Source organism: Leptospira noumeaensis (genome assembly GCF_004770765.1).
Classification (GTDB): domain Bacteria; phylum Spirochaetota; class Leptospiria; order Leptospirales; family Leptospiraceae; genus Leptospira_A; species Leptospira_A noumeaensis.
This window is the reverse complement of record NZ_RQFK01000011.1, coordinates 237,300-258,163: the sequence shown is the minus strand read 5'-3', so window position 1 is coordinate 258,163 and position 20,864 is coordinate 237,300. Positions and strand designations below refer to the sequence as shown.

Below are 20,864 nucleotides of genomic sequence, written 5' to 3'. Positions count from 1 at the left end.
AGAAAACTTCAACTCTTTTTTGACTATGTCGCATTTTCTCTTGGGGATTTGGCAGATCTTGTCGAAAGAAAGTATAGGTAGGAAAGTTATGTTACGAGGACTCTATACTGGTGCCAATGGGATGATTTCCCAACAAGTGAGAATGGACGTGGTCGCCAACAATTTGGCCAATGTGGATAAAACTGCATTCAAAAAAGATACCACGGTCTTCAAAACCTTTCCTGAAATGTTACTCCATCGTTATTCTGAAGATGGGATTGGAAAAACACCAATGGGTTCCTTTGATACATCCCCAGTTGTCGGTAAACTAGGGTTTGGTGCCGAAGTGAACGAAGTTTACACTCGCTTCGAACAAGGTGCCGTAAAAAAAACAGATAATATCTTTGACCTTATGGTGCAAGACCAACCCGGAATGGAAAAACCTGCCTTCTTTTCCGTTCTAACCAACCGCGGCGAACGCCTGACAAGAAGCGGTAGTTTTGTTTTGGATAAAAATGGGTTTGTGGTGACCCCACAAGGATTTCCTCTTCTCGGGGAAAAAGGTCCCATCCAAGTGAATCAAGGAAATTTCCTTGTGAAAGAAAATGGAGAAATTTATATCAACGCGAAACTCGGAACCGCTCCCAAAGACGGAACCAACTTTAGCGAAAACAGATTTGAAGACCCAGTCCTTCTCGACAAATTAAAAATCCGCACGGTCGAAAACCCACGCCACCTAGACAAAGAAGGGGACTCGTTTTATTCCGACACCCCTGAATCCGGCGAACCCACAGCTTTCCCGGAACGTCTCGCCCCACAAGTGTTACAAGGATATCTCGAAGCCTCCAATGTATCGGTTGTGACGGAAATGGTGGATATGATTGAAGTGAATCGTGCTTACGAGGCAAACTCCAAAACCATGCAAACCCAAGACAGTTTACTTGGTCGTTTATTCGAAATTATGCGCTAGGATTTTTTTTAGGGTGAATCCCCGAAAGGGTTTCGGAGAGCGGGCTTCTCCGGGGTGCGCTAACGCTCCCGTCTGACGTCCGTCAGACCAAGCCCTTCGTATCCCTTTCACGGGGAAATTTTCAATGATTCCCCTAACTTCTCGTTCCCCCATCCACACGGTACACCGACCCCGTAATAAAACTAGATTCCTCTGAGGCTAAAAAGGCAATGAGGTTTGCCACTTCCGCTGGTTTTCCAAGCCTTGCCATTGGAATATTTTTTTCCATAGCTTCCTTCCCACGTTCGCCAGCTACATCTAAGATGGCAGTTTCTGTCCAACCAGGACAAACAGCATTGATCCGAACACCAAACCTTGCCACCTCCATTGCTCCCGTTGTGGTCAGTTCAATCACACCAGCTTTGGCCACACAATAGGGCCCAAGGGAAGGGGAGGCACCAAGTCCTGCGATGGATGCCACATTGACAATCGATCCACCGATACGGTCGCCAAGCATCAGTTTTGTGGCATACTTTTGACACCAGAATACACTAGTTAAATCCATTAGAATCAAACGGTTCCAAACTTCCGTTGTCACCTTATGCATAAACGTGGGTTTGTTGGCAATCCCTGCATTGTTTACCATAATATCCAATCGTTGGTTGCGAGATTTGAATGTTTCTACAAGGGATATAATATCTTCTTCAATGGTAACATCGCATTTGATAAATTCTGCTGACCCTCCGGAGGATTCGATTTCCTGAACGACTCGTTTTCCTTCCGGTTCATTGATATCAGAAACAATCACGTGTGCTCCTTTTTTTGCGAGTAAAAGCGAAGTTTCTCTTCCGATTCCGAGGGCAGCACCTGTAACGATGGCATTTTTCTGATTTAAAATTTGATCCATGAACAAAGGTATCCTTTGGCTAAAAATCAAGGCAAGCCAAATACCAATTCTTACTGATTGGATGATGATAGTATGAACCGAACGGTCTACCTTGATGGATGATCGAAAAAGGTGATCTGGCTGGTCTATCGATGGTTATATAGTAATTGTAACGTTACATTGTAATATACTAATGTAATATTTATTTCTTTCTAGATAGAATTGATGATTTATGGATTATAGCAAATATCGCGACAATTCCTTTAGTTCCTCCAAAACATCTTCAATCTTTTTAGTGATAGTACCTAAAATAGAAAGAAGAAATTAGAACCTATCTAATTTGGTAGTATCCAAAGAATCCCTAAATGGATGATAGGATCTAGTGAGTGTAGGAACCACGAATATGGGTATCGAATTTCTAAAACATTTTTTTATATTAGAGGCAGACCAGTTGTATTTTGTGGAAGGAACCTATAACCATTGGTTGGTTTCTCTCTCCATTTTAATTTCTATTTTTGCTTCTTGGATTTCTTTATACATGCTCACTCGTTTTTCCAACGTTGAGAACAAATATTCACGTTTAGCAATTTTATTTACTTCTAGTTTATCGATGGGTGGAGCCGTTTGGTCAATGCACTTTATTGGTATGATGTCTTTTGAGTTGTGTACAAAAGTCACTTATCATAAACTCATCACGATTTTATCCATCTTACCTAGTTTTTTTGCATCCTTTTTCGCCTTACAAACGTTAAGTAAAAAGAGGATCACAAAAAAGGAACTGATTTCCGTTGGGATCATTGTTGGTGCCGGAATTGGTTTTATGCATTATATGGGAATGGCCGCCATGGATATGCGACCAAAATTGATGTATGATCCTTATTTGTTTTTGGTATCCCTTGTTGTAGCGATTTCATTTGCAATCCTTTCTATTTTCATTCAGTTCCGTTTAAAAAATTCAAATTTAAAAATTCGTAGCTTTTATCTCACAATGTTGAGTGGAATTGTTATGGGTAGTGCCATTTCTGGAATGCATTATACAGGAATGGCTGCTGCCCGTTTTGTGATCGAACCAGGGCAAGTTTTAGACAAGTCTAGTTCGGACCAATTGTTTATGGTGGCCCTTGTTGGATTCGGAAGTATCTTTGTGATTGGTTCGGCAGTGGTTACCATTGCTTTCATTAGTTATAAAGATCTTTTTCAAAATCTTTTAAAAAGTGAATCTAGGTTACGAGCGATTATCGAAACCGCGGCCGATGCCATTGTGATGATCAATACCAAAGGGATTGTCCAGGAATTTAATATTACCGCCGAAAAGATGTTTGGTTGGAAGGCAAAAGAAATCATTGGAAAAAATGTAAGTATTTTAATGCCAAATCCATTCCAGAAAGAACATAACAATTATCTTTCCAATTATTTAAAAACTGGTGATGCCAAAATCATTGGTATCGGAAGAGAAACCATTGCGATTAGAAAAGATGGATCCACTTTTCCCATTCGGTTGGCAATTGGTCATACCAAACTTCCACAAGATGATATCTTTGTCGGACTCATTAGTGATATTACTGAAAGAATAAAAATTGAAAATGCTCTGAAAGAAAATGAAGAACAACTAGAATCTTTCATTCAAAACATTCCAGGGGTAGTTTACAGATGCCTTGTGGACGAAGATTGGACTTCTATTTTCATTAGCGATGCGATTCTTAATTTATCTGGATATCCTGTACAAGATTTTTTACAGCCTAATCGTATCCGTACTTTCACAGAAATCATTCATCCTGATGACCGTGCCCATGTAGCCAATATCATTCAAAATGCCATCGATTTGTCGGATACCTTTGTTCTTAACTATCGAATCATTCAAAAATCAGGGGATATTCGTTGGGTTTTAGAATATGGCGGTCTTGTTTTAGATGAAAACAATAAAGTTAAATATTTGGATGGAGTGATTTTAGACAATACTGACCGAAGGATGATTGAGGAAGCACTCATTGAATCCAAAGAAAAAGCAGAGATGGCAGCAATCACAAAAACAACCTTTTTGGCAAATATGAGTCATGAAATCAGAACTCCTATGAATGCCATCATTGGATTTACCGAAGTATTGTTATCTGGTGATTTAATCGGAAACCAAAAAAATCATTTGGAAACTGTTAAAAATTCCGCCAAATCTTTGTTAAGATTACTAAACGATGTTTTAAATTCGGCAAAACTGGATCGTGGTGCAGTGGAATTGGAAATCATCGATTTTTCTTTAATTTCACTGGTAGACCAAGTTTGTTCTACCATGGGAATGGAATCCAAACGTAAGGGACTAGACTTTCGTTATAAACTGGATGAAAATTTAGAAGAGTATTATAAAGGAGATAGTCTCCGTATTCGACAAATTTTAACCAATTTACTTGGAAACGCAATTAAGTTTACCAAAGAAGGTTTCATCCACTTAAATATCACAACAAAAGACGGCGAAGTTTTATTCCATATCCAAGATAGTGGGATAGGGATTGCACCAGATCGAATGGAAAAAATTTTTGATCCCTTCACACAAGCCGATGTTTCTATGAGTCGAAAATTTGGAGGAACAGGACTTGGTACAACAATCTCTAAACAATTAGTCGAACTGATGAAAGGAAAAATTTGGCTTGAGAGCGAACTTGGTGTTGGAACCAATTTTTATGTATCCCTTCCTTTGGAAAAAGGGAGTCCCATTTTTGAAATTACAGAAAAAATCGATTTTGATTTGCCTAGTTTGGATGTCCTCATTGTGGATGATGTCAAACAGAACGTAGAACTCATTCAACTTTTAATGTCATCTAATGGGCATAAGGTGGAAATTGCGAAAAATGGACTGGAGGCCTTCGAAATTTTTAAATCAAAATCTTTTGATTTGGTGCTTATGGACATCCAGATGCCAGAGATGGACGGCTTGGAAGCGACACGCCAAATTCGAAAATTTGAAATACCAAGTTCTCGCCGTACACCGATTATCGCACTTTCTGCAAGTGTTTTTGAAGAAGACAAACAATCCGCAAAAGATGCCGGAATGGATGGGTTTGTTTCGAAACCAATCGACATACATGATTTATTCTTTGAAATTAAAAAACTTCTGGGTGGAGCAGTTGAAATTCCAAACCAAAAAAAATCCGATGTAAACTCTGGAGAAACATTTCAATTCGATAGGGGTGTGGCTTTATTTGGATCTTTAGAAAAGTATATCACTATGTTGGATGGATTTTTTAAGGATTTTAAGGCTGAGATTGAGGAGTTCTCGGATCATTTGAAAGATATATCCGACCAAGAATCATTTCTACATAAAATCAAAGGTGTTTCCTCTAATTTAGGAATCGTTCCTATTTCTCTGGTGACTCTTCGTTTAGAAGAAAAACTACAAAACAAACTAAGTCTAAATAAAAACGAATTCGAAAGTTTAAAATCAACTTTCTTTGATGCATTCAGTTTATTTCAAAATAAATATAAAAATAGAATTCCAAAAAATAGGAATCGGCCTTTAGAAGGAAAAGTAATTTCTGCAAACGATGAAAAACAAATTCTAAAGTCCATTCATGATTTAACTGAGTCTTTTTCGCGTGGATCGGTAGATCAACAAAATTGGAAGAATTTGTATGACTTATTGGATGGAACTAAATATTCTACTTTGGTTTCAGAAATTGAATCATCGATCCAACAATTTGATTTTGAAAAAACAATAAATAAGCTAAAAAATATCAAAAATATAATTTCAGGAGATCATAGTGCAGATAAACTCTAAACCTAAAATTTTAATTGTTGATGATGAACCTACCAATTTACAGATATTAAACGAGATTTTACAAAAGGATTATAATCTTTTATTTGCAAAAGATGGTTTAAAAGGAATTGAATTAGCCGAATCACAAGAACCCGACTTAATTCTTTTGGATGTGATGATGCCTGAGATGACAGGCCATGAAGTTTGTAAGGTTCTGAAGTCGAATGAAAAAACAAAATACATCCCTGTAATTTTTGTCACTGCTCTCACGGACGTTGTTGATGAGGAAAAAGGATTTCAATTGGGAGCCGTTGATTATATTACAAAACCGGTGAGCCCACCGATCGTAAAAGTTAGAATAAAAAATCATTTATCTCTTGTTGATGTGAATGAAGTCAAAGCCACTAGGTTACAAATTGTCCAACGTCTCGGTATGGCGTCGGAATACAAAGACAATGAAACAGGAATGCATGTGATTCGGATGAGTCATTATTCGCAAACCCTCGCTTTGGCCTATGGGTATTCTTCTGAGGCAGCTGAAGAGATTTTAAATGCAGCTCCCATGCATGATGTGGGGAAAATCGGAATTCCTGACCAGATCATCCAAAAACCGGGAAAACTCAGTCCCGACGAATGGGAAATTATGAAACGCCATCCTGAAATTGGGGCGGAAATCATTGGTGATCATAACTCAAGCCTTTTGAAATTGGCAAGATCCATTGCCATCACTCACCATGAAAAATATGATGGAACAGGATATCCATATGGGTTAAAGGGAGATCAAATTCCTCTGGAAGGAAGGATCATTGCCATTGCAGACGTGTTTGATGCATTAACAACCGTAAGGCCTTATAAAAAAGCATGGGAAGTGGACGAGGCCATCGAGTTTTTAAAGAAGGAATCTGGGACCCATTTTGATCCGGATCTTGTGCAAAAATTTATCTCCGTTTTACCTACAATTCTTGAAATCAAAAACCAATGGCCTGAGGAAACTTAGAAAAAAATTTATCCCTCATTGGGATTTTAATTTTAGTATTGGTTTTTATCCCATGGACTATTATGATCATATCGAACTTGCAATAAGTTTTATGGAAAAACATTTAACGGAAGACATTGGCGTTGAGGATGTTTCTAAAAATGCCTTCCAGTCTAGGTGGCATTTCCAAAGAATTTTTCGTTACGTTACTGGATATTCCGTTTATACTTATTTAAAAAAACGCAGGCTTACAGAAGCGGGAAATGATCTCATTCTCGGAAAAGACAAAATCATCGATATTGCATTAAAATACCATTATGCAACCCCTGAATCTTTCCTTCGTGCATTTCGTACGGAATTTGGTATCAATCCTTCTGACTTTAGAAAAACTTCCGAACACCGAAATTTTCTCAAATTGGAGATCGAACCTTTAAGAGATAAAACTCGAATCGATGGATCTAGGATCAAAACCCAAATCATTACAAAAAATGAATTTATACTAATGGGTAAACCGAATAGAACCACCATGCAGAAATGCCAGAACGAAATCGACATTCCTAAGTTTTGGGCCGAGTTTTTTAGTGAAGGTATTATGAACCGTATCCCTGAACCGATTGGAAATTCTTTTATGGGAATTTATACAAACTGGGATTATGCGGAAAATTTTGATGTAATCATCGGGGCGCAAGTCAAAAATGATACTCAGGTGCCCAGTGGGTTTGTGACTCACCGCATGAAACCAGCCAAATATATGGTATTCACCGTTCCAGGAAATACAAACGAAGACATTCTGAATGGATGGAAATATATATACGGAACTTGGATGCCGAATACGGGTTATGAGCGTGAGTTTAGTGATGATTTTGATGTCTTTGATGACCGTTTCCAATCAGAAACAAATCCAGAATCTGAAATTTACATTCCTATTAAATAGTGAATTGCACCTTTCTTTTTTACATCCATTTTCCATAACTTCTTCTTTGGAATTTTTATCGTTTCGCACGTCCTTTTCTGTTCTTAGTTTCAATCTGGTTATGTAAAAAAGCACAAATTGTCAAGAATTGAATTTCCCTATCTGTTAGGATTCAGGTATGGAAAACACAACAGATCGAAAGGTTCTTTTAAAACCCATCACCCTTGTGGGAATCAAAACTCGTACAACAAACGCTGAGGAAATGTCTGGGAATGGTAAAATTGCCGCGCTTTGGGGGAAGTTTTTAGGAGAAGGTATTTTGTCTCAGATTCAAAACCGAGTCAGTCCTTCTGAATGGATGGTGGTATATACAGAATTTGAATCCGATGAAACGGGCGCCTATACGATGTTTATTGGTGCAGCTGTAGATAAAATTGAAACGTTAAACCCAGGACTTGATTGGATCCAAATTCCTGAATCGGCGTATCTCAAAGTTCCTACAAATTGGGGGCCAATCTCCAGCATTGGACTCGAAACTTGGAAAACCATTTGGTCAGAAGATCAGTATAAAAAAAATAGGTCTTATATTGCTGATTTGGAAATTTATGGGAAAAATGCAGGCGACCCTAACCATGCTCAGTTTGATATTTATTTAGGAATGAAATAAACTCATTCCTAAGGTTATCAAATACAATGGAAAGATGATTAATAAGCTTTAAACCCAGTCGGTGCTTGACCAAGTGCATAAGCCCGGCTTGCTTTTTTTTCATCTTTGAGAAGTCTCGATTTCGCAATGAAACGCACCCACCAAGGAATATTTCTGATCGGGTTTCCTGTGGAATATGCTAAAAGATATGCTTTAGAACATTTTTCAATCAACTCACAGTTGTAAATGGCTTTGTCCCGAGTCACACTTGTGATCACGACATGGTTCTCATCAAGAAATGCATTGGCTCCACTTTGAATTATGGAGTTATTTTTCACAGATCCATCTATATGTTTGGGAAGGTGGATGACGGGAGCACCTAACTGGCGACACTGTTCGTCAAAAACCAAGGGTAGGGGATGATCGAGTGTTTTTAGTAAAGAACTCCAGTGCGGACGAAAAGAAGCTACTGCACCAATATCTGGTCTTAAAGAATACATACTTGCGTGAAACCGAATCAAGTTCAAAGTTTCATCACTCACCAAATGGATTCGTAAAGATTCTGTAGGGTTTTCAATTTTATATTCTGCAATTTCTGGTTTTGATTTTTTTCCTTCTTCGCGATGTATCAGAAGAAAACTTCCTTTTCCTGGAAGTCGGAAAGAAAGATCTGCTTTGTGGTTTTGTAATAAACCTTTTGTTTCGAGCCTATGCCATAAATTTTTAAGTTCTATCTCATCAGGAGAAGAAATTGGTTTGGGAGTTTTTTTCTTAAGAGTAGTACTAACTTTCATGATCTTTCCTTTTTAATCTTTACTGATACAAATCAGTGATTCTTCAAATTTTTAAGTTCGCAGTTTTTAGTTATAATGCAGAAAGTAACTGTTGTTTCATACCACTTGTCATATAAGATAAGTTTGTATTTTTTTCAATTCTTGTGCGTAGAAAACTTGCTGCTTCTTTTTCGATTAACTTAACATTTTCTATGGCTTGGTCTAACGTATATGCGCCACAAACCAATCCATGATTTCTGAGTAGGTAACCGTTTGTTTCTGAATTGATTCTTTTTTTGAATGCATTTACAAGAAAGGATGTACCTGACGGTGCATAAGATATGGATCTAAGATACGGACCAATGTTTTTTTTCCCTTCACTTGATTGGATTTCCATATCCAAACCAAGAAGGGTGACAGCACTCGCTAGTGGTTGGTGGGTATGCAAACTCACTTCAATCTCTGGTCTTAAGGTAAAAAACGACGCATGGATTCCGCTTTCTGTGGTAGGTTGTTTGGTTCCTTCCACCATTTTTAGTCCCTTGATTTCTAAGATACAAAGGTCTTCCGGTTTCATTGTATAATAATCGGTAGCAGAGGGAGTGACTGCCATTAGTTTGGAATCGATTCTCACAGCTAAATTTCCACCAACCCCAGCTAAAAATCCTAAATCAGCTAACTTAATACAGGCGGTTAGCATGGATTTCCTAACAGAATCTATTTTTGAATCTTTCATCTACTTTTCCTTATGGTGGGAATGGTATGGTTCCAAAACCCGACATTTGTCGATTATAAAATATTACCTTTTGGGCATTTGTCGAGTAATTTTCTTCAAAGTGGACAAATTTTGCTTGTAAGTATCAAAAAACTCGGCATCTGTCGATACAATGGACAATCTCCGGCAAAACCAAACCCAAGGAAAGGAATCGAGGCGATCTACCTTACCAGGAAAACTGGAGGAAGGAAAAACAAATGACCCTGACCGCAGAAAGGTTTTGCTCCATGCCTTACGCGAACTCTTACGAATCGAAGAACCGGAAGCCGTCACTTTTGCAAAGGTTTGTGCGCGAGCAGAAATTCCACGGGCTTCCGCTTATCATTTTTTTCCGAATATGGGAGCCATGTATCTTGGACTTCGTTTGGTACATGCGGATCTGGTATCACTTCGTTTAGAAAAACTAAATGCTTCTGACTTTGTTAGTTGGCAAGACTATGTACACCTTCTGGCTAGAGAAGCAGCTTCTGTGGTGCGTGAAGATAGGGCTCTTATGAGAGTTGTGTATGGGGTGCGTAGTGAAGAGACAATGCATATAGGAAAAACCTTGGATTCCAGCATTGCAAATCTTGCTTTAGCGCAAGTGGAAGAACAGTTTGTATTGCCGAACTTTTCGGAAATGGCAAGGAAGGTTGCCATTGCAGTATCTCTCATTGATTCCGTCTTTCGCTACTCTTATCGCGAAGGAGGGGATATTTCGGACGAGATGGTGAATGAGGCAGGAAGGGCTGCCATTGCCTATTTAAGATGTTATCTCCCTGAATATTTGAATCGCAGGTAAAATCACCTTCCTAATTCCCTCTTATTTGTTTTCCTTCTCTAAAAAAATAATCGACAATTGTCGGTTATCGTATGATTACTTCTTACATCCTAGGGACGATGTTGGGTTCTTTCTCTTTAGTTTTTTAGAAAGAATTTTTCTACTGTCTTCGGATTTTGATAAAGGAGAATCCGATGTTTGAAATGAACCTTAGCCTTGTACTTCGAAAAACCAAAAAAATTTTGGCTGAGTTTGTTTCTTTTGTTTTAGGGGCACAAGAAAAATTTGTCATGCGGCATAGGATTCTAAATGGAACCTTACTTGCCGGCATCATCGCAATGGGGGTTGGACTTAGTTCTGAATTTTTTCGCGAAGGATTTGAAATCGTTGGACTCGTTGCCCTCTGGGTCGCATTTGGATTTGCTATTTTCTTTTATTATCTCGCTCGGTTCAAACACCAATTTAAAATCCTCATCCTTCCCACCTTTATCATCAGTTCCCTCACTTCGTTTTTGCAAATTCAATACAGTGGCGGAATAGTCAGCGCCAATGTGATGTTACTTGCACCTATCTTAGTTTTGAATATGCTCATCTTGGGAAAAAAATTTGATTGGTTGGCCATTGTATTTTTTGTCTCTGCTGTTTTTACTCTGAATTACATCCAAATAGATCATCCCGATTGGTTTTCTGATTATTCTACAGACAAAGCCCGGCGTGAAGATTTTCTCATCACAGGCATCTCCATTTTATTTTTATTAGGACTTATGTTACGCACCCTCAACCGTTCTTATGAAGATGCGATTGGAGAAGTGAGCCGTTTGAAATACCAACAAGATGGCGATTATTATCTCACCTCACTTCTGACTCGTCCTCTTTCTGGAATTCGGATTCATTCGAAAACTGTTCAGTTCCAAACCTATATCAAACAGAAAAAAGCATTCCAATTCAAAAATAGAGAATATGAACTGGGTGGTGATATCTGCGTAGCCGATCAAATTGTCCTTCGGGGTAGAAGTTATTGTGTATTTGCGAATGGGGATGCCATGGGTAAGTCCATGCAAGGCGCAGGTGGGGTTCTTGTTTTTGGAACTGCCTTTCGAGCTTTGGTAGAACGAACCCATAGAGAAGGAATATTATCCGGATACTATCCTGAACGATGGTTGCATACGGCTCTCAGTGATCTTAATGATGTCTTCGAAGGATTTGAAGGATCAATGTCCATGTCGCTCCTTCTTGGTTTAGTAGATGAAGAGAATGGGTTTTTATATTATATCAATGCAGAACATCCATTTCCGATTCGGTACAGAGAGGGGAAGGCAAGTTTTTTATCCGAAGAAGCTACCAATTTCAAACTAGGGATGAAAAAAGACAAAGCCAGGATTGAGACCTGTTGGATTCGTCCTGGTGATACGATCGTCATTGGTTCTGATGGGCGAGATGATCTTAGTATAGGGATTGATGCTGAAGCAAATCGTGTGATCAATATGGATCATACTTCTATTTTGTCACAAGTAGAAGCAAGTGCGGGTGAGATCGAGGTTTTAGGGGAACGCCTTCAAAAAGTGGGGGAACTGACAGATGATCTTTCCTTACTCAGCATTCGATTTCGTCCTCAGCCCCAATGGGATACAAATAGTCGTGAAAAGGGTTTAGAAGAACCAATTCGTCTCTTAAAAAAAAATAATGATATAGAAGCTCTCACTTTACTAACAAATTATGCTGATGTCTATTCTTCTGACCCGGCAGTATGGAAATTATTATACAGAGTGTATCGTAAATTGGAGAAACCGGCAGAGGCAGGCCAGGCGGCTGAGAATTTTTCCAATCATCATCCATCTGGACTCCAAATGATCCTTGATGGAGCCATTCAGTATGCAAAAGCAAGTCTGATCGAGGAAGCAATTGATATGGCAGAACGAATTTACAGTCGAAAACCAGAAGTGATCCCCGTAATCAGGATCCTCTCTCGCCTTTATAAAAAGTCAAAACGACCTGACAAAGCAGAAGAATACCAAAAAGAAATCCTTCGATTGCAAAATGGATCGGCAAAGCCCTAAGGAGATGTTTGAATTCGTATCTTTTGGGTTAGGTGAATTTTCCCTATTTACTTAATGGGAAATGTTAGTGAACTTTCGCTATCAAACTCACAAAAATAGAATCATTTTTAAATAAATTAGTTTTGTTTTATTGCTTATCATAAAAATGAATTTACTTTTAATAATCCACGCTTTGTTATCGTACCAAGAAGGAAGATTTGATACTATCTTCATAAGGTTACATGTATGGAAGAAAACGAAACAATAGAAATACCACAGATTCAAGAAGAACCTGCTCCGGAAGTAGCAGTAGTGGTTAAAAAAGCAGCTCCTAAGAAGAAAAAAGCCGCAAAAAAGAAAGCAGCGAAGAAAAAAGCGGCTCCTAAAAAGAAAAAGGCAGCAAAGAAGAAGAAAGCTGCTAAAAAGAAGAAAGTGGCTAAGAAAAAAGCCAAAAAAGTTCTCACTAAAAAGAGACCTGCGAAAAAGAAAACTGCTAAGAAAAAAGCAGCGAAGAAGAAAGTCGCAAGAAAGAAAAAAAGACGTTAAATCCTTTTGGGATAATAGGTTGGTTCGAGATTTCCATTCCGAAATTTGAATTGATTCTATTATCCCACTCTACTGGAATTCCATCCTCAGTTCCTCATTCTATCCATTTAAAGTTGTTAGTATGTGGCAATGACAAACCTTTCACCCAACCTAGTGCATTGTTTTTGTATGGAGCATACCTTTTTCTTTTAACCATTTTTCTTGGTTTCGTTTGCCAATCCATAAGAGGGCAGGTGACAGTTTCCCCATAAGCCAAGGAAAAACAGCTACCAACCTAGAGATAAGCCCATCCGAGTAAGGAACATAGATTTCCAAATTCCCTTTTTTGATTCCTTTCATGACAGCATGTGCCACATCGTCTGGTGTTTGGACTTGGTTCACCCAATTGAGTGCAGTACCACCATTTAACGCTTCATGTAATAACATGGGAGTATCAACTGCTGCCGGATAAATCCCTGACACCTTAATTTTCGTATCTTTTAGCTCTTCATAAAGCGCGGTTAAAAATCCTCTCAGTCCAAATTTACCAGCAGAGTAAAGTGAAGAATCGGCTAAGGCAATGATTCCTCCAATTGAAACAATGGATACGATGGCACCTTCATTTCGTTTCAACATCAGTGGGAGGATTCCATGTGTAATATGAATGGGGCTGAGTAAATTGATCCAAATTTGTCTTTGGATGTCGTTTATGGATTGGCTCGTAAAAGGACCTTCTTTGGTATATCCTGCGTTGTTAATCAAAACACTGATTTCTGGATAATCTTTCTGAATGGAGTGAATTAGATTTTGGATTTCCTCTGGGTTCGTCTGGTCGCAAACAAAACAAACCGGATTTCCGTTTAGTTTTTCTTTTACCTGAGACATTTTTTCTAAACTGATGTCGGAAAGAAGTAGTTGGTATCCTTCCTTTTCGAGTCGGAGGGCAATTGCTTCTGCAATGGCACCACCTCCGCCGGTAATCAATGCAATTTTTTTCTTTGGATGGGATTTGTTTTTTGTCATTGGGAAATTCCAGAAGAAGTAGTTTGATCGTGGGATATAGAAGGACCAATTGATGATTTTAGAGAGTTGAATTGTCCTGGTTTTAAATCGAACCAACCCATTTTCTTTTGGATTTTGGATCTATAGTTCTTATAAGCTACTTGATTGACATAAACGGAATGGCGCCCTGTATTTAAGTATTGGATTTTACCATTTAATAAAGGCCTATCAGTTTTGATGAGATTGGCAAAACGTAGATAGGATGAGTTTTTTTTCCGTTTTGCTTCGATATAGGATGCAATTAAATTTGCCATTTCATCAAACATCTTGTAAGCACCACCGTCGGTTTCCATATAACCCAGGGCATACAAATTTTCGAAATTCCGATTGAACAAAGTTAAGTAAAGATCAGGCCTTCCATTTTTCCATTCAAAGTATTTCCTTTCCATATAAGGAATGGACCAGTTGTATCCTGTTGCAAGAATGATGAGGTCTATTTTTTCCTTAGATCCGTCTTTAAAAACGACTGAATCACCCTCAAGTTTTTCGATATCAGGTTTTGCAATGACATCGCCGTGTCTTAAATTATGGATTAACTGGTCGTTGATGATCGGATGAGTTTCAAAGATTTTATGATCTGGTGCAGGTAATCCAAGTTTTGTTAAGTCACCGACAAGAAATTTTAATAACTTACCAAATACCAATTGAGAAATCCAATTGGGGATCCAATGAGCACCATCTCCAAAAACATCTGCCGGTTGGCCCAGTATATGTTTTGGAATAAAATGGTAACCTCGTCTAACACTAATGAATCCTTGTTCCGCATTGGCTCCTGCGTCACAGGCTATATCACATCCGGAGTTACCTGCACCTACGATGAGAACGCGTTTCCCATGAAAAAGACTTGGAGATTTATAATTTACGCTATGTAATATTTTTCCGGTAAAACTATTTTCACCTTCCAGTTTTGGTTGGTTCGGTGACCATGTGATTCCACTGGCACAAATAATTCCTCCAAACAAATACTTTTCTTTGGAACTTGTTTCAACAATCCAACATCCGTCTTTTTCTTTGATTTCTATGATTGATGTGTTAAATTGAATCCATGGATAGAGATTGTAGGTTTTCGCAAAATCTCTGTGGTATTTTAAAATTTGTCGATTGGAAGGATAGTCTGGATAATCTTCAGGCATCGGAAAATCAAAATAACTAGATAAATACTTTGAAGAAATAAAGTGAGCACTTTCATACATGGGAGAACCTGGATTACTGATATCCCAAATTCCTCCCACATCGTTGTGTTTTTCAAAAACTTGAAAGGGAATCCCTTTTGCTAGTAGGGACCTCGCCATTGTTAAGCCAGCAGGTCCGGCACCGACAATACAAATTGTTTCTGATTTGTCGATGATTCCAGTAGAATCAGATTGGTTGTTTTTTACGAGATCCATAATCCCTCTTGCATTAATATGATCAATGATCACATTAATGCGATCATTGATCATAAATTAGAATCGGTCAAGATCAAATTCTGTCTTTTGGTAAAAAAAGAAGTGCAAATTATCATCAGGAAATTCTCCTTTTCTTATGAGTCTTGAGTTCAAAATCCCTGTCCAAACGAGAAGTCGTGACCGAGTCGAACTCATTCTAAAAACTGCCAGGGAATTAATTGGTGAAAAGGGAATTGATGCTGTGAGTATGCGAGAAATTGCGCAAACAGCAGGGATTCAAATTGGTTCCTTATACCAATACTTCCCAGGAAAAAGTGTATTATTGTTAACCATTATGAATCAATATTACGATTCATTGTATGAAGAAACAAAAAGAATCTTAGAGCCAGTGCGAACCATAGTTGAATTGGAAGTTGCCGCTGAAATTGCTTTCAAACAATTTATAACAATATTTCAAAAAGATCCGGCCCTCGCCAATCTTTGGGCCGGTGCCAGGGCCATTCCCGAATTAGTAACTGAAGACAATCGTGATACATATAGAAATGCCGAATTAATCGTAAAAACAACTTTGCGTTGTCTACCTATCTTAAAAGAATCAGAAGTCAGACCTTTTGCCTTGTATTTCAGTCACACCATTGGTATGGTCATTCGGTTTGTCCGTGAAATTGAAGTGGATCATGGTAAAGCAGTTATGAAAGAAACATTAGAGATTCTAAAGTTAAGGTTAAGAGAATTTGAAAAATTAGCAAAACAAAAATCCAAACAAAAGAAGAAGGGCAGTTAAAAAATAAACAGTCGTTTGGAATTAAACTCTTCCGAAAAGGATATTACAATTCTTACTACCTAATGGCTGTTTTTGGCTTGCTTTTCAACGAAATCCTCTAAGATATTGGGATGAAAAAACTCATTCCATTCTCCCTTTTATGGATCTCTGTCTCTTGTGCGAGTTTGCCCTACACAATTGAAGATCGTAAATTCGACAAAGCCAAACAAATGATCGAAGAAGGTGCTGATGTAAACCAAACTTCTGATTGTTTCCACGCACTCACCATTGCAGCCATGGAAGGTGATGAAAGTCTCGTGAAACTATTATTAGATAAAGGTGCGAAGGTAGAAAATCGTTCTAAAGAATGTGATTATACCGATCGAATCGGGCCATTCAAAATGAAATTCCGATGGGGTGCAAGAACAGCTCTTGACCGAGTGGCCAACGCAAAAATTGCAAAGTTACTTTTGGCAAAAGGTGCCAATCCAAACATTGCTGGATATCGTGAATATACGTTTGGCCCCGATTACGACACTGCTTTATGGAATGCAGTACGTAACGCAGATTTTGAGCTAGTAAAGGTTTTGGTAGAAGCCGGAGCTAACCCAAATGTATATAACAAGTCTGGTAAAAATAGCATTTGGGAAATGGCCGAAGCTAGAAAATCCCAAGGAAAACCAGAATTTCTATCTTACTTACAATCCAAGGGTATGAAAAAACTCGAAATTACGGATGCCAAAGCCAAGACCACTGATGGAAAAATACTTACCACATACAAACACATTGCTACAGGTGCCGTCACAGAAATGTCTGCGGACATTGCTAAAGGTGTCTATGAAAATCCCAAAAATTATTCGGCACTGACAATGAATGCAGCTGATGGTGCTTACTACCATTATGCGGAATTTGTTTGGCTGGAAACGGGACAAAATTTATATGAATGGTATTTACTTCGCAGAAAACAAACTGGCACTTTGAAGTAGATGGATTCTAAAAAGTAAAATTTAAAAGTTTGATTTCTACTTTTGGTATTTTGTTTGAGACTAAAATCGTTTAGACAAATAAAAACATTCGTAGAAATCAAATTAAATCTTTTGGTATTTCTTTGCTTGTTTTTTATTTTCTGGATCTAACTCAATGGCTTCCGGATGAAAAACTATATTCCAATACCGAACTACATAAGCGACAACACCCGCAGTGAGTACAAAAAGTAAAACATAAGCTGAGATCACAGGATGGAGTAAAAAAGAATAAGGCGCACCAAACTGTAAAAAGTAAGGCAAAGACATATACCAAATCACTGATACGGCCACAATCCCCACACCAAATTTTCCCCACCAGTTGGGTCTTCCTTGTAATCCTCTTTTTAAATACAGATACCCACCTAGCCAAACACCGAGGATCTCTCTAATAAAATAAACAATGAGGATCCAACTCGGAAAATCAAAATGGATGGTGACCACAAAGAGCCCACCGAGTGTGACTAGTTTGTCGCAAACAGGATCTAAGTATCTTCCGAGAGTGGTTTCTTGATGGAGGAGGCGAGCAAAGAGTCCGTCTAGATAATCACTGAAAACTGCTGCAAGTGCATAGAATATGGAAGCAAATAATTCTTTTACGTTCGCCGGATCATGTGCGTAAGTATAAGTGCTTTGGAAGAAAAATGGTAATAACAACACTCGGGACACAGAAAGGAAATTGGAAAGGGTAAAGATTCGATCCTGGAAAAGGTCTTTGGCTTTTTTTTCTTCGATTTGCATAGAACCAATACCAGATTCTAAAAATTCTAACGAAAGGCAAGAAAACAAATGAAAACAGTGTTGACTCTCGGAGTCGATTCTATAGTTTGGTCTTTATTCCGATGGAGTTGTAGCTCAGTTGGTTAGAGTGCCTGCCTGTCACGCAGGATGTCGCGGGTTCGAGCCCCGTCAACTCCGCCATCGGTTTTTCCCCTTTACTCGATATACTCTTCTTTTTCTTTCTTAAACAGAATCTGATTTTCTTCTTCTAATACTCTAGCCACTTGCACAATCTTACTTCTTGCTTCGTTTATCTCTCGTAAGGTGACTCGCGGTTTCATATCCAGAGCATCTAAAATATCTTCTGATCTATTTTGGCTCATATTGTTTAGAAATTTTTTCCTGATTTCATCTCCTGCACCACGGATGGCAAGGGAGATGGAAGTGTCATCTGCCAAACGATTGATCAGGATTCGCATTTCTTTGTTATCAAGAGAAAGAATGTCTTCGAATGTATAGAGTTTTTCACGAACTTGGTCGGCAACATCGGGAGAAGATTCTTCGAGTTCGGAAAGAATCGTTTCTTCGGCCCCTTTTTCCATAAAGTTCAAAATGTTCGCAAGGACGTGAGCCCCACCAGCTTCGGAGTATTCTTGTTTGTCTCTTTCTTCGTATCGTTTTTTGAGAATGCGAGCAATGTTTTGGATCACATCGGGATGGGTTTTGGATGTGGTGGCGAGTCTTACGGCAATTTTTGCCTGTTCTGGTTTCGGAAAAAGTTTCAAAACATCGGCAGCCTTTTTGGGATCCAAATGCGATAAGGTGACGGCAATGATTTGTGGGGATTCGGTTCCAAGCATTCCCTGTAAAACCCCTGGTTCTACTTGGTTTAAAAATTCAAAATCGTTTTTAGTTTCTTCTTTATGGATTTTTTTTAGGATCACATTGGCTTTTTCTGCGCCTACTGTATGTTCCAAAAGGGACTTGGCTGTGGAGAGCCCACCGGATGTAGTTTCGTTTAAGTCTTCGATGGTATTATGAAATTCTTTTAAAATGACTTCTCTTTCTTCTTTAGAGATGGAGCGGATTTTAGACATTTCCAAAATCACAGCTTCGAGCATGGAGTCGTCTAGGTGTTTTAGAACATCGGCAGCTCTTTCTTTGCCAAGGGATAAAAGGAGGAGGGCGGCTTTCCGTACGCCAGGAGTGGCGGATGTACTGTTCTCAGGCTTCATGTGACATAATTCTCCCGGTTTCCTGATACTGTCAAAAAAAACTTACCTAATGAGACAAAATTTTCTAAAGGTCTCATAAATTCGTACGATACCCTTTGTAAGTTACAAAGATAAGGAACAGGAAACCAGATGGACAAAGCACACAAATTCAAAAACACACTCGAAAGATACATCCACTACCGAGGAATTGATATCGTTCTTCACCTCAAAGACGGCAAAAGCATTGAACTCGATAAAAATCGCCAAATGATGGACGATGTCGTGATCGGGAACTTAGCAAGTGGTGTGGTTCGTATCCCCATCGCCGACATCCAAAGCGCTGATTTTTTCGCAGCTTAATCCATTCACATCATCTTAAGAGTTAGACCACCCCTGCCATAAGGCTCGGTTGTTCGAGTAAACTCTTTAGGGTTCTTAAGAATTCGGCCCCGACAGCACCATCGATCACTCGGTGGTCGCAAGAAAGGGTGAGAGACAAAACTCGGCCAGCTACCACGGCCCCGTTTTCCACAACTGGTTTGTCTTCCACAGAACCAACTGCCAGGATTCCACTTTCCGGTTCATTGATGATGGCTGTGAACCGACTGATTCCATACATTCCTAAATTGGAAATGGTAAAAGTTCCGCCAGAGAATTCTTCGGGTTTTAATTTTCTCTCGCGGGCTCTTTTGGCAAGTTCCTTCACTTCTTTCGAAATTTCTAATATGGATTTTTTATCCGCATTTCGGATAACGGGTGTTAAAAGTCCGCCGTCTAGAGAAACAGCAATCCCCACATCCACCCGTCCAAATTGTAAAATGGAATCTCCTTGAAAACTCGCATTGACTTTGGGATGGAATCTCAGGGCAGCAGCTGTCGCTTTGACGACAATGTCGTTCAGGCTGACCTTCACTTGGAGTTCTGGATCTAAATGTTTTTGAAATTCCAAAAGTTCTGTGCGAAAGGATTCCATTGCTTTGGCACTTACATCCACATTCAAATAGAAGTGAGGAAGATTTTGTTTGGATTCGGTCAGGCGTTTGGCAATGGTTTTGCGCATTCCATTCAAAGTCACGACCTCGTCGGAACGAGTTGCCGCAACACCAGTCGACCGGGAGTTTCCACTTCCTTGGTTTAAAGTATCCAGAACATCTTTTTTAGTAATCCTTCCCTCAGGTCCTGTTCCAATCACCGTATGTAAATCTATCCCTTGTTCAATGGCTATGGATTTGGCAAGGGGAGAGGCAAGAACTCTTAATCCTCCTCGGTTTGCAGAATTTACCTCGGTAACCGAGTTTATCGAGGTTGGTTTTGTTTGCGGAGAAGGGATAGCATTCGTATCTTTCTTTGGGATCGTAGTGGCAACCGGTTCTTGTGTCGCCGGTTTTGCAGTTTGGGGATCAGATTCCGTTTGGGGTGTTCCCTCCATCTTTGTTTGGTTTGGTGTAGGTTTCGGAAGATCAGCGATTAGTGAAGATACGTCTTCTCCTGGTTTTCCAATCACAGCCAAAGCCTGTCCGACTTTTAATTTGGCACCTTCGGTATGAAGGATTTTTAAGAGAACACCCGATTCAAAGGCTTCCATTTCCATCACTGCTTTGTCAGTTTCCACTTCGGCGATGATGTCACCAGGAGAGACCGAATCTCCTTCCTTTTTTAACCATTTCACAATGGTTCCTTCTTCCATCGTAGGGGAAAGTTGCGTCATTTCTTGAATTTTTGCCATTGGCAG

The 20,864-nt window shown here is 39.1% G+C and carries 19 protein-coding genes and 1 tRNA gene; 12 read left to right on the top strand and 8 right to left on the bottom strand.

Going from position 1 to position 20,864, the window contains the following annotated elements; genetic code table 11:
- The first annotated feature begins 88 nt into the window (after positions 1 to 88).
- Positions 89 to 949: a flagellar hook-basal body protein gene (locus tag EHQ24_RS04370; RefSeq protein WP_135600462.1), complete on the top strand. Its 861-nt coding sequence runs from the start codon at positions 89 to 91 to the stop codon at positions 947 to 949.
- A 133-nt stretch (positions 950 to 1,082) separates the two neighbouring features.
- Here the strand turns inward: EHQ24_RS04370 and EHQ24_RS04365 are convergent, their stop codons facing one another.
- A complete protein-coding gene (locus tag EHQ24_RS04365) occupies positions 1,083 to 1,835 on the bottom strand; it encodes an SDR family NAD(P)-dependent oxidoreductase (protein WP_135600461.1) in 753 nt (250 codons plus the stop codon).
- A 382-nt stretch (positions 1,836 to 2,217) separates the two neighbouring features.
- Between EHQ24_RS04365 and EHQ24_RS04360 the strand changes: the two genes are divergently transcribed.
- The 4 genes from EHQ24_RS04360 (at position 2,218) to EHQ24_RS04345 (ending at position 8,115) form a co-directional block, all read left to right on the top strand.
- On the top strand, positions 2,218 to 5,580 hold the full coding sequence (locus tag EHQ24_RS04360) for an MHYT domain-containing protein (RefSeq protein ID WP_135600460.1): 3,363 nt from the start codon (positions 2,218 to 2,220) through the stop codon (positions 5,578 to 5,580).
- Positions 5,564 to 6,556, top strand: a complete 993-nt coding sequence (locus EHQ24_RS04355; RefSeq protein WP_135600459.1) for a response regulator — start codon at positions 5,564 to 5,566, stop codon at positions 6,554 to 6,556. The genes EHQ24_RS04360 and EHQ24_RS04355 overlap by 17 nt, the downstream gene beginning before the upstream one ends.
- Before the next feature lie 52 nt (positions 6,557 to 6,608).
- Positions 6,609 to 7,469 carry an AraC family transcriptional regulator gene (locus tag EHQ24_RS04350; RefSeq protein ID WP_135600458.1) on the top strand — a complete coding sequence of 287 codons (861 nt, stop codon included), beginning with the start codon at positions 6,609 to 6,611 and terminating at the stop codon, positions 7,467 to 7,469.
- A 157-nt stretch (positions 7,470 to 7,626) separates the two neighbouring features.
- A complete protein-coding gene (locus EHQ24_RS04345; protein ID WP_135600457.1) occupies positions 7,627 to 8,115 on the top strand; it encodes a GyrI-like domain-containing protein in 489 nt (162 codons plus the stop codon).
- Positions 8,116 to 8,153: 38 nt separating this feature from the next.
- On the opposite strand, the gene EHQ24_RS04340 is transcribed toward EHQ24_RS04345, so the two are convergent.
- Positions 8,154 to 8,888: an aldose epimerase gene (locus EHQ24_RS04340; RefSeq protein WP_135600456.1), complete on the bottom strand. Its 735-nt coding sequence runs from the start codon at positions 8,886 to 8,888 to the stop codon at positions 8,154 to 8,156.
- 70 nt (positions 8,889 to 8,958) lie between these two features.
- Entirely contained in the window at positions 8,959 to 9,603 is a 645-nt protein-coding gene (locus EHQ24_RS04335) for a class II aldolase/adducin family protein (RefSeq protein ID WP_135600455.1), read from the bottom strand.
- A gap of 151 nt (positions 9,604 to 9,754) precedes the next feature.
- Here EHQ24_RS04335 and EHQ24_RS04330 point away from each other — a divergent pair, with 151 nt between their 5' ends.
- The 3 genes from EHQ24_RS04330 (at position 9,755) to EHQ24_RS04320 (ending at position 12,984) form a co-directional block, all read left to right on the top strand.
- Complete coding sequence (locus EHQ24_RS04330; protein ID WP_135600454.1) at positions 9,755 to 10,423, top strand: TetR/AcrR family transcriptional regulator; 669 nt, start codon at positions 9,755 to 9,757, stop codon at positions 10,421 to 10,423.
- Positions 10,424 to 10,605: 182 nt separating this feature from the next.
- Positions 10,606 to 12,459, top strand: coding sequence for a SpoIIE family protein phosphatase (locus tag EHQ24_RS04325; RefSeq protein WP_425270065.1), 1,854 nt, complete (start codon positions 10,606 to 10,608; stop codon positions 12,457 to 12,459).
- Positions 12,460 to 12,684: 225 nt separating this feature from the next.
- Positions 12,685 to 12,984: a hypothetical protein gene (locus EHQ24_RS04320; RefSeq protein WP_135600452.1), complete on the top strand. Its 300-nt coding sequence runs from the start codon at positions 12,685 to 12,687 to the stop codon at positions 12,982 to 12,984.
- A 150-nt stretch (positions 12,985 to 13,134) separates the two neighbouring features.
- Here the strand turns inward: EHQ24_RS04320 and EHQ24_RS04315 are convergent, their stop codons facing one another.
- Both EHQ24_RS04315 and EHQ24_RS04310 read right to left on the bottom strand, forming a co-directional pair.
- Entirely contained in the window at positions 13,135 to 13,986 is an 852-nt protein-coding gene (locus tag EHQ24_RS04315; RefSeq protein ID WP_244310294.1) for an SDR family NAD(P)-dependent oxidoreductase, read from the bottom strand.
- The gene (locus EHQ24_RS04310; protein ID WP_135600751.1) at positions 13,983 to 15,413 is read right to left on the bottom strand and encodes a flavin-containing monooxygenase; all 1,431 of its coding nucleotides are present in this window, start codon (positions 15,411 to 15,413) and stop codon (positions 13,983 to 13,985) included. The genes EHQ24_RS04315 and EHQ24_RS04310 overlap by 4 nt, the downstream gene beginning before the upstream one ends.
- 136 nt (positions 15,414 to 15,549) lie before the next feature.
- On the opposite strand from EHQ24_RS04310, the gene EHQ24_RS04305 reads away from it, so the two are divergent.
- Both EHQ24_RS04305 and EHQ24_RS04300 read left to right on the top strand, forming a co-directional pair.
- On the top strand, positions 15,550 to 16,197 hold the full coding sequence (locus tag EHQ24_RS04305; RefSeq protein ID WP_135600451.1) for a TetR/AcrR family transcriptional regulator: 648 nt from the start codon (positions 15,550 to 15,552) through the stop codon (positions 16,195 to 16,197).
- 110 nt (positions 16,198 to 16,307) lie between these two features.
- Positions 16,308 to 17,162, top strand: a complete 855-nt coding sequence (locus EHQ24_RS04300; RefSeq protein ID WP_135600450.1) for an ankyrin repeat domain-containing protein — start codon at positions 16,308 to 16,310, stop codon at positions 17,160 to 17,162.
- A gap of 102 nt (positions 17,163 to 17,264) precedes the next feature.
- On the opposite strand, the gene EHQ24_RS04295 is transcribed toward EHQ24_RS04300, so the two are convergent.
- The gene (locus EHQ24_RS04295) at positions 17,265 to 17,939 is read right to left on the bottom strand and encodes a CDP-alcohol phosphatidyltransferase family protein (protein ID WP_135600750.1); all 675 of its coding nucleotides are present in this window, start codon (positions 17,937 to 17,939) and stop codon (positions 17,265 to 17,267) included.
- Between the two features lie 103 nt (positions 17,940 to 18,042).
- On the opposite strand from EHQ24_RS04295, the gene EHQ24_RS04290 reads away from it, so the two are divergent.
- Positions 18,043 to 18,119 (top strand) — tRNA-Asp (locus EHQ24_RS04290).
- Positions 18,120 to 18,133: 14 nt separating this feature from the next.
- Here the strand turns inward: EHQ24_RS04290 and fliG are convergent.
- Positions 18,134 to 19,153, bottom strand: a complete 1,020-nt coding sequence (gene fliG / locus EHQ24_RS04285) for a flagellar motor switch protein FliG (protein WP_100742779.1) — start codon at positions 19,151 to 19,153, stop codon at positions 18,134 to 18,136.
- A 129-nt stretch (positions 19,154 to 19,282) separates the two neighbouring features.
- Between fliG and EHQ24_RS04280 the strand changes: the two genes are divergently transcribed.
- Positions 19,283 to 19,492, top strand: coding sequence for a hypothetical protein (locus EHQ24_RS04280; protein WP_135600449.1), 210 nt, complete (start codon positions 19,283 to 19,285; stop codon positions 19,490 to 19,492).
- 22 nt (positions 19,493 to 19,514) lie between these two features.
- On the opposite strand, the gene EHQ24_RS04275 is transcribed toward EHQ24_RS04280, so the two are convergent.
- On the bottom strand, positions 19,515 to 20,858 hold the full coding sequence (locus tag EHQ24_RS04275; RefSeq protein WP_135600448.1) for a pyruvate dehydrogenase complex dihydrolipoamide acetyltransferase: 1,344 nt from the start codon (positions 20,856 to 20,858) through the stop codon (positions 19,515 to 19,517).
- Between the last annotated feature and the right edge of the window lie 6 nt (positions 20,859 to 20,864).

What these genes read in the sequence shown, in the direction of transcription:
- EHQ24_RS04335 (WP_135600455.1), bottom strand. Translation starts at nt 9,603, where the DNA reads ATGAAAGATTCAAAAATAGATTCTGTTAGGAAATCCATGCTAACCGCC.
- EHQ24_RS04340 (WP_135600456.1), bottom strand. Translation starts at nt 8,888, where the DNA reads ATGAAAGTTAGTACTACTCTTAAGAAAAAAACTCCCAAACCAATTTCT.
- EHQ24_RS04325 (WP_425270065.1), top strand. Translation starts at nt 10,606, where the DNA reads ATGAACCTTAGCCTTGTACTTCGAAAAACCAAAAAAATTTTGGCTGAG.
- EHQ24_RS04360 (WP_135600460.1), top strand. Translation starts at nt 2,218, where the DNA reads ATGGGTATCGAATTTCTAAAACATTTTTTTATATTAGAGGCAGACCAG.
- EHQ24_RS04345 (WP_135600457.1), top strand. Translation starts at nt 7,627, where the DNA reads ATGGAAAACACAACAGATCGAAAGGTTCTTTTAAAACCCATCACCCTT.
- EHQ24_RS04300 (WP_135600450.1), top strand. Translation starts at nt 16,308, where the DNA reads ATGAAAAAACTCATTCCATTCTCCCTTTTATGGATCTCTGTCTCTTGT.
- fliG (WP_100742779.1), bottom strand. Translation starts at nt 19,153, where the DNA reads ATGAAGCCTGAGAACAGTACATCCGCCACTCCTGGCGTACGGAAAGCC.
- EHQ24_RS04330 (WP_135600454.1), top strand. Translation starts at nt 9,755, where the DNA reads ATGGACAATCTCCGGCAAAACCAAACCCAAGGAAAGGAATCGAGGCGA.
- EHQ24_RS04320 (WP_135600452.1), top strand. Translation starts at nt 12,685, where the DNA reads ATGGAAGAAAACGAAACAATAGAAATACCACAGATTCAAGAAGAACCT.
- EHQ24_RS04350 (WP_135600458.1), top strand. Translation starts at nt 6,609, where the DNA reads ATGGACTATTATGATCATATCGAACTTGCAATAAGTTTTATGGAAAAA.
- EHQ24_RS04365 (WP_135600461.1), bottom strand. Translation starts at nt 1,835, where the DNA reads ATGGATCAAATTTTAAATCAGAAAAATGCCATCGTTACAGGTGCTGCC.
- EHQ24_RS04305 (WP_135600451.1), top strand. Translation starts at nt 15,550, where the DNA reads ATGAGTCTTGAGTTCAAAATCCCTGTCCAAACGAGAAGTCGTGACCGA.
- EHQ24_RS04280 (WP_135600449.1), top strand. Translation starts at nt 19,283, where the DNA reads ATGGACAAAGCACACAAATTCAAAAACACACTCGAAAGATACATCCAC.
- EHQ24_RS04275 (WP_135600448.1), bottom strand. Translation starts at nt 20,858, where the DNA reads ATGGCAAAAATTCAAGAAATGACGCAACTTTCCCCTACGATGGAAGAA.
- EHQ24_RS04370 (WP_135600462.1), top strand. Translation starts at nt 89, where the DNA reads ATGTTACGAGGACTCTATACTGGTGCCAATGGGATGATTTCCCAACAA.
- EHQ24_RS04315 (WP_244310294.1), bottom strand. Translation starts at nt 13,986, where the DNA reads ATGACAAAAAACAAATCCCATCCAAAGAAAAAAATTGCATTGATTACC.
- EHQ24_RS04295 (WP_135600750.1), bottom strand. Translation starts at nt 17,939, where the DNA reads ATGCAAATCGAAGAAAAAAAAGCCAAAGACCTTTTCCAGGATCGAATC.
- EHQ24_RS04310 (WP_135600751.1), bottom strand. Translation starts at nt 15,413, where the DNA reads ATGGATCTCGTAAAAAACAACCAATCTGATTCTACTGGAATCATCGAC.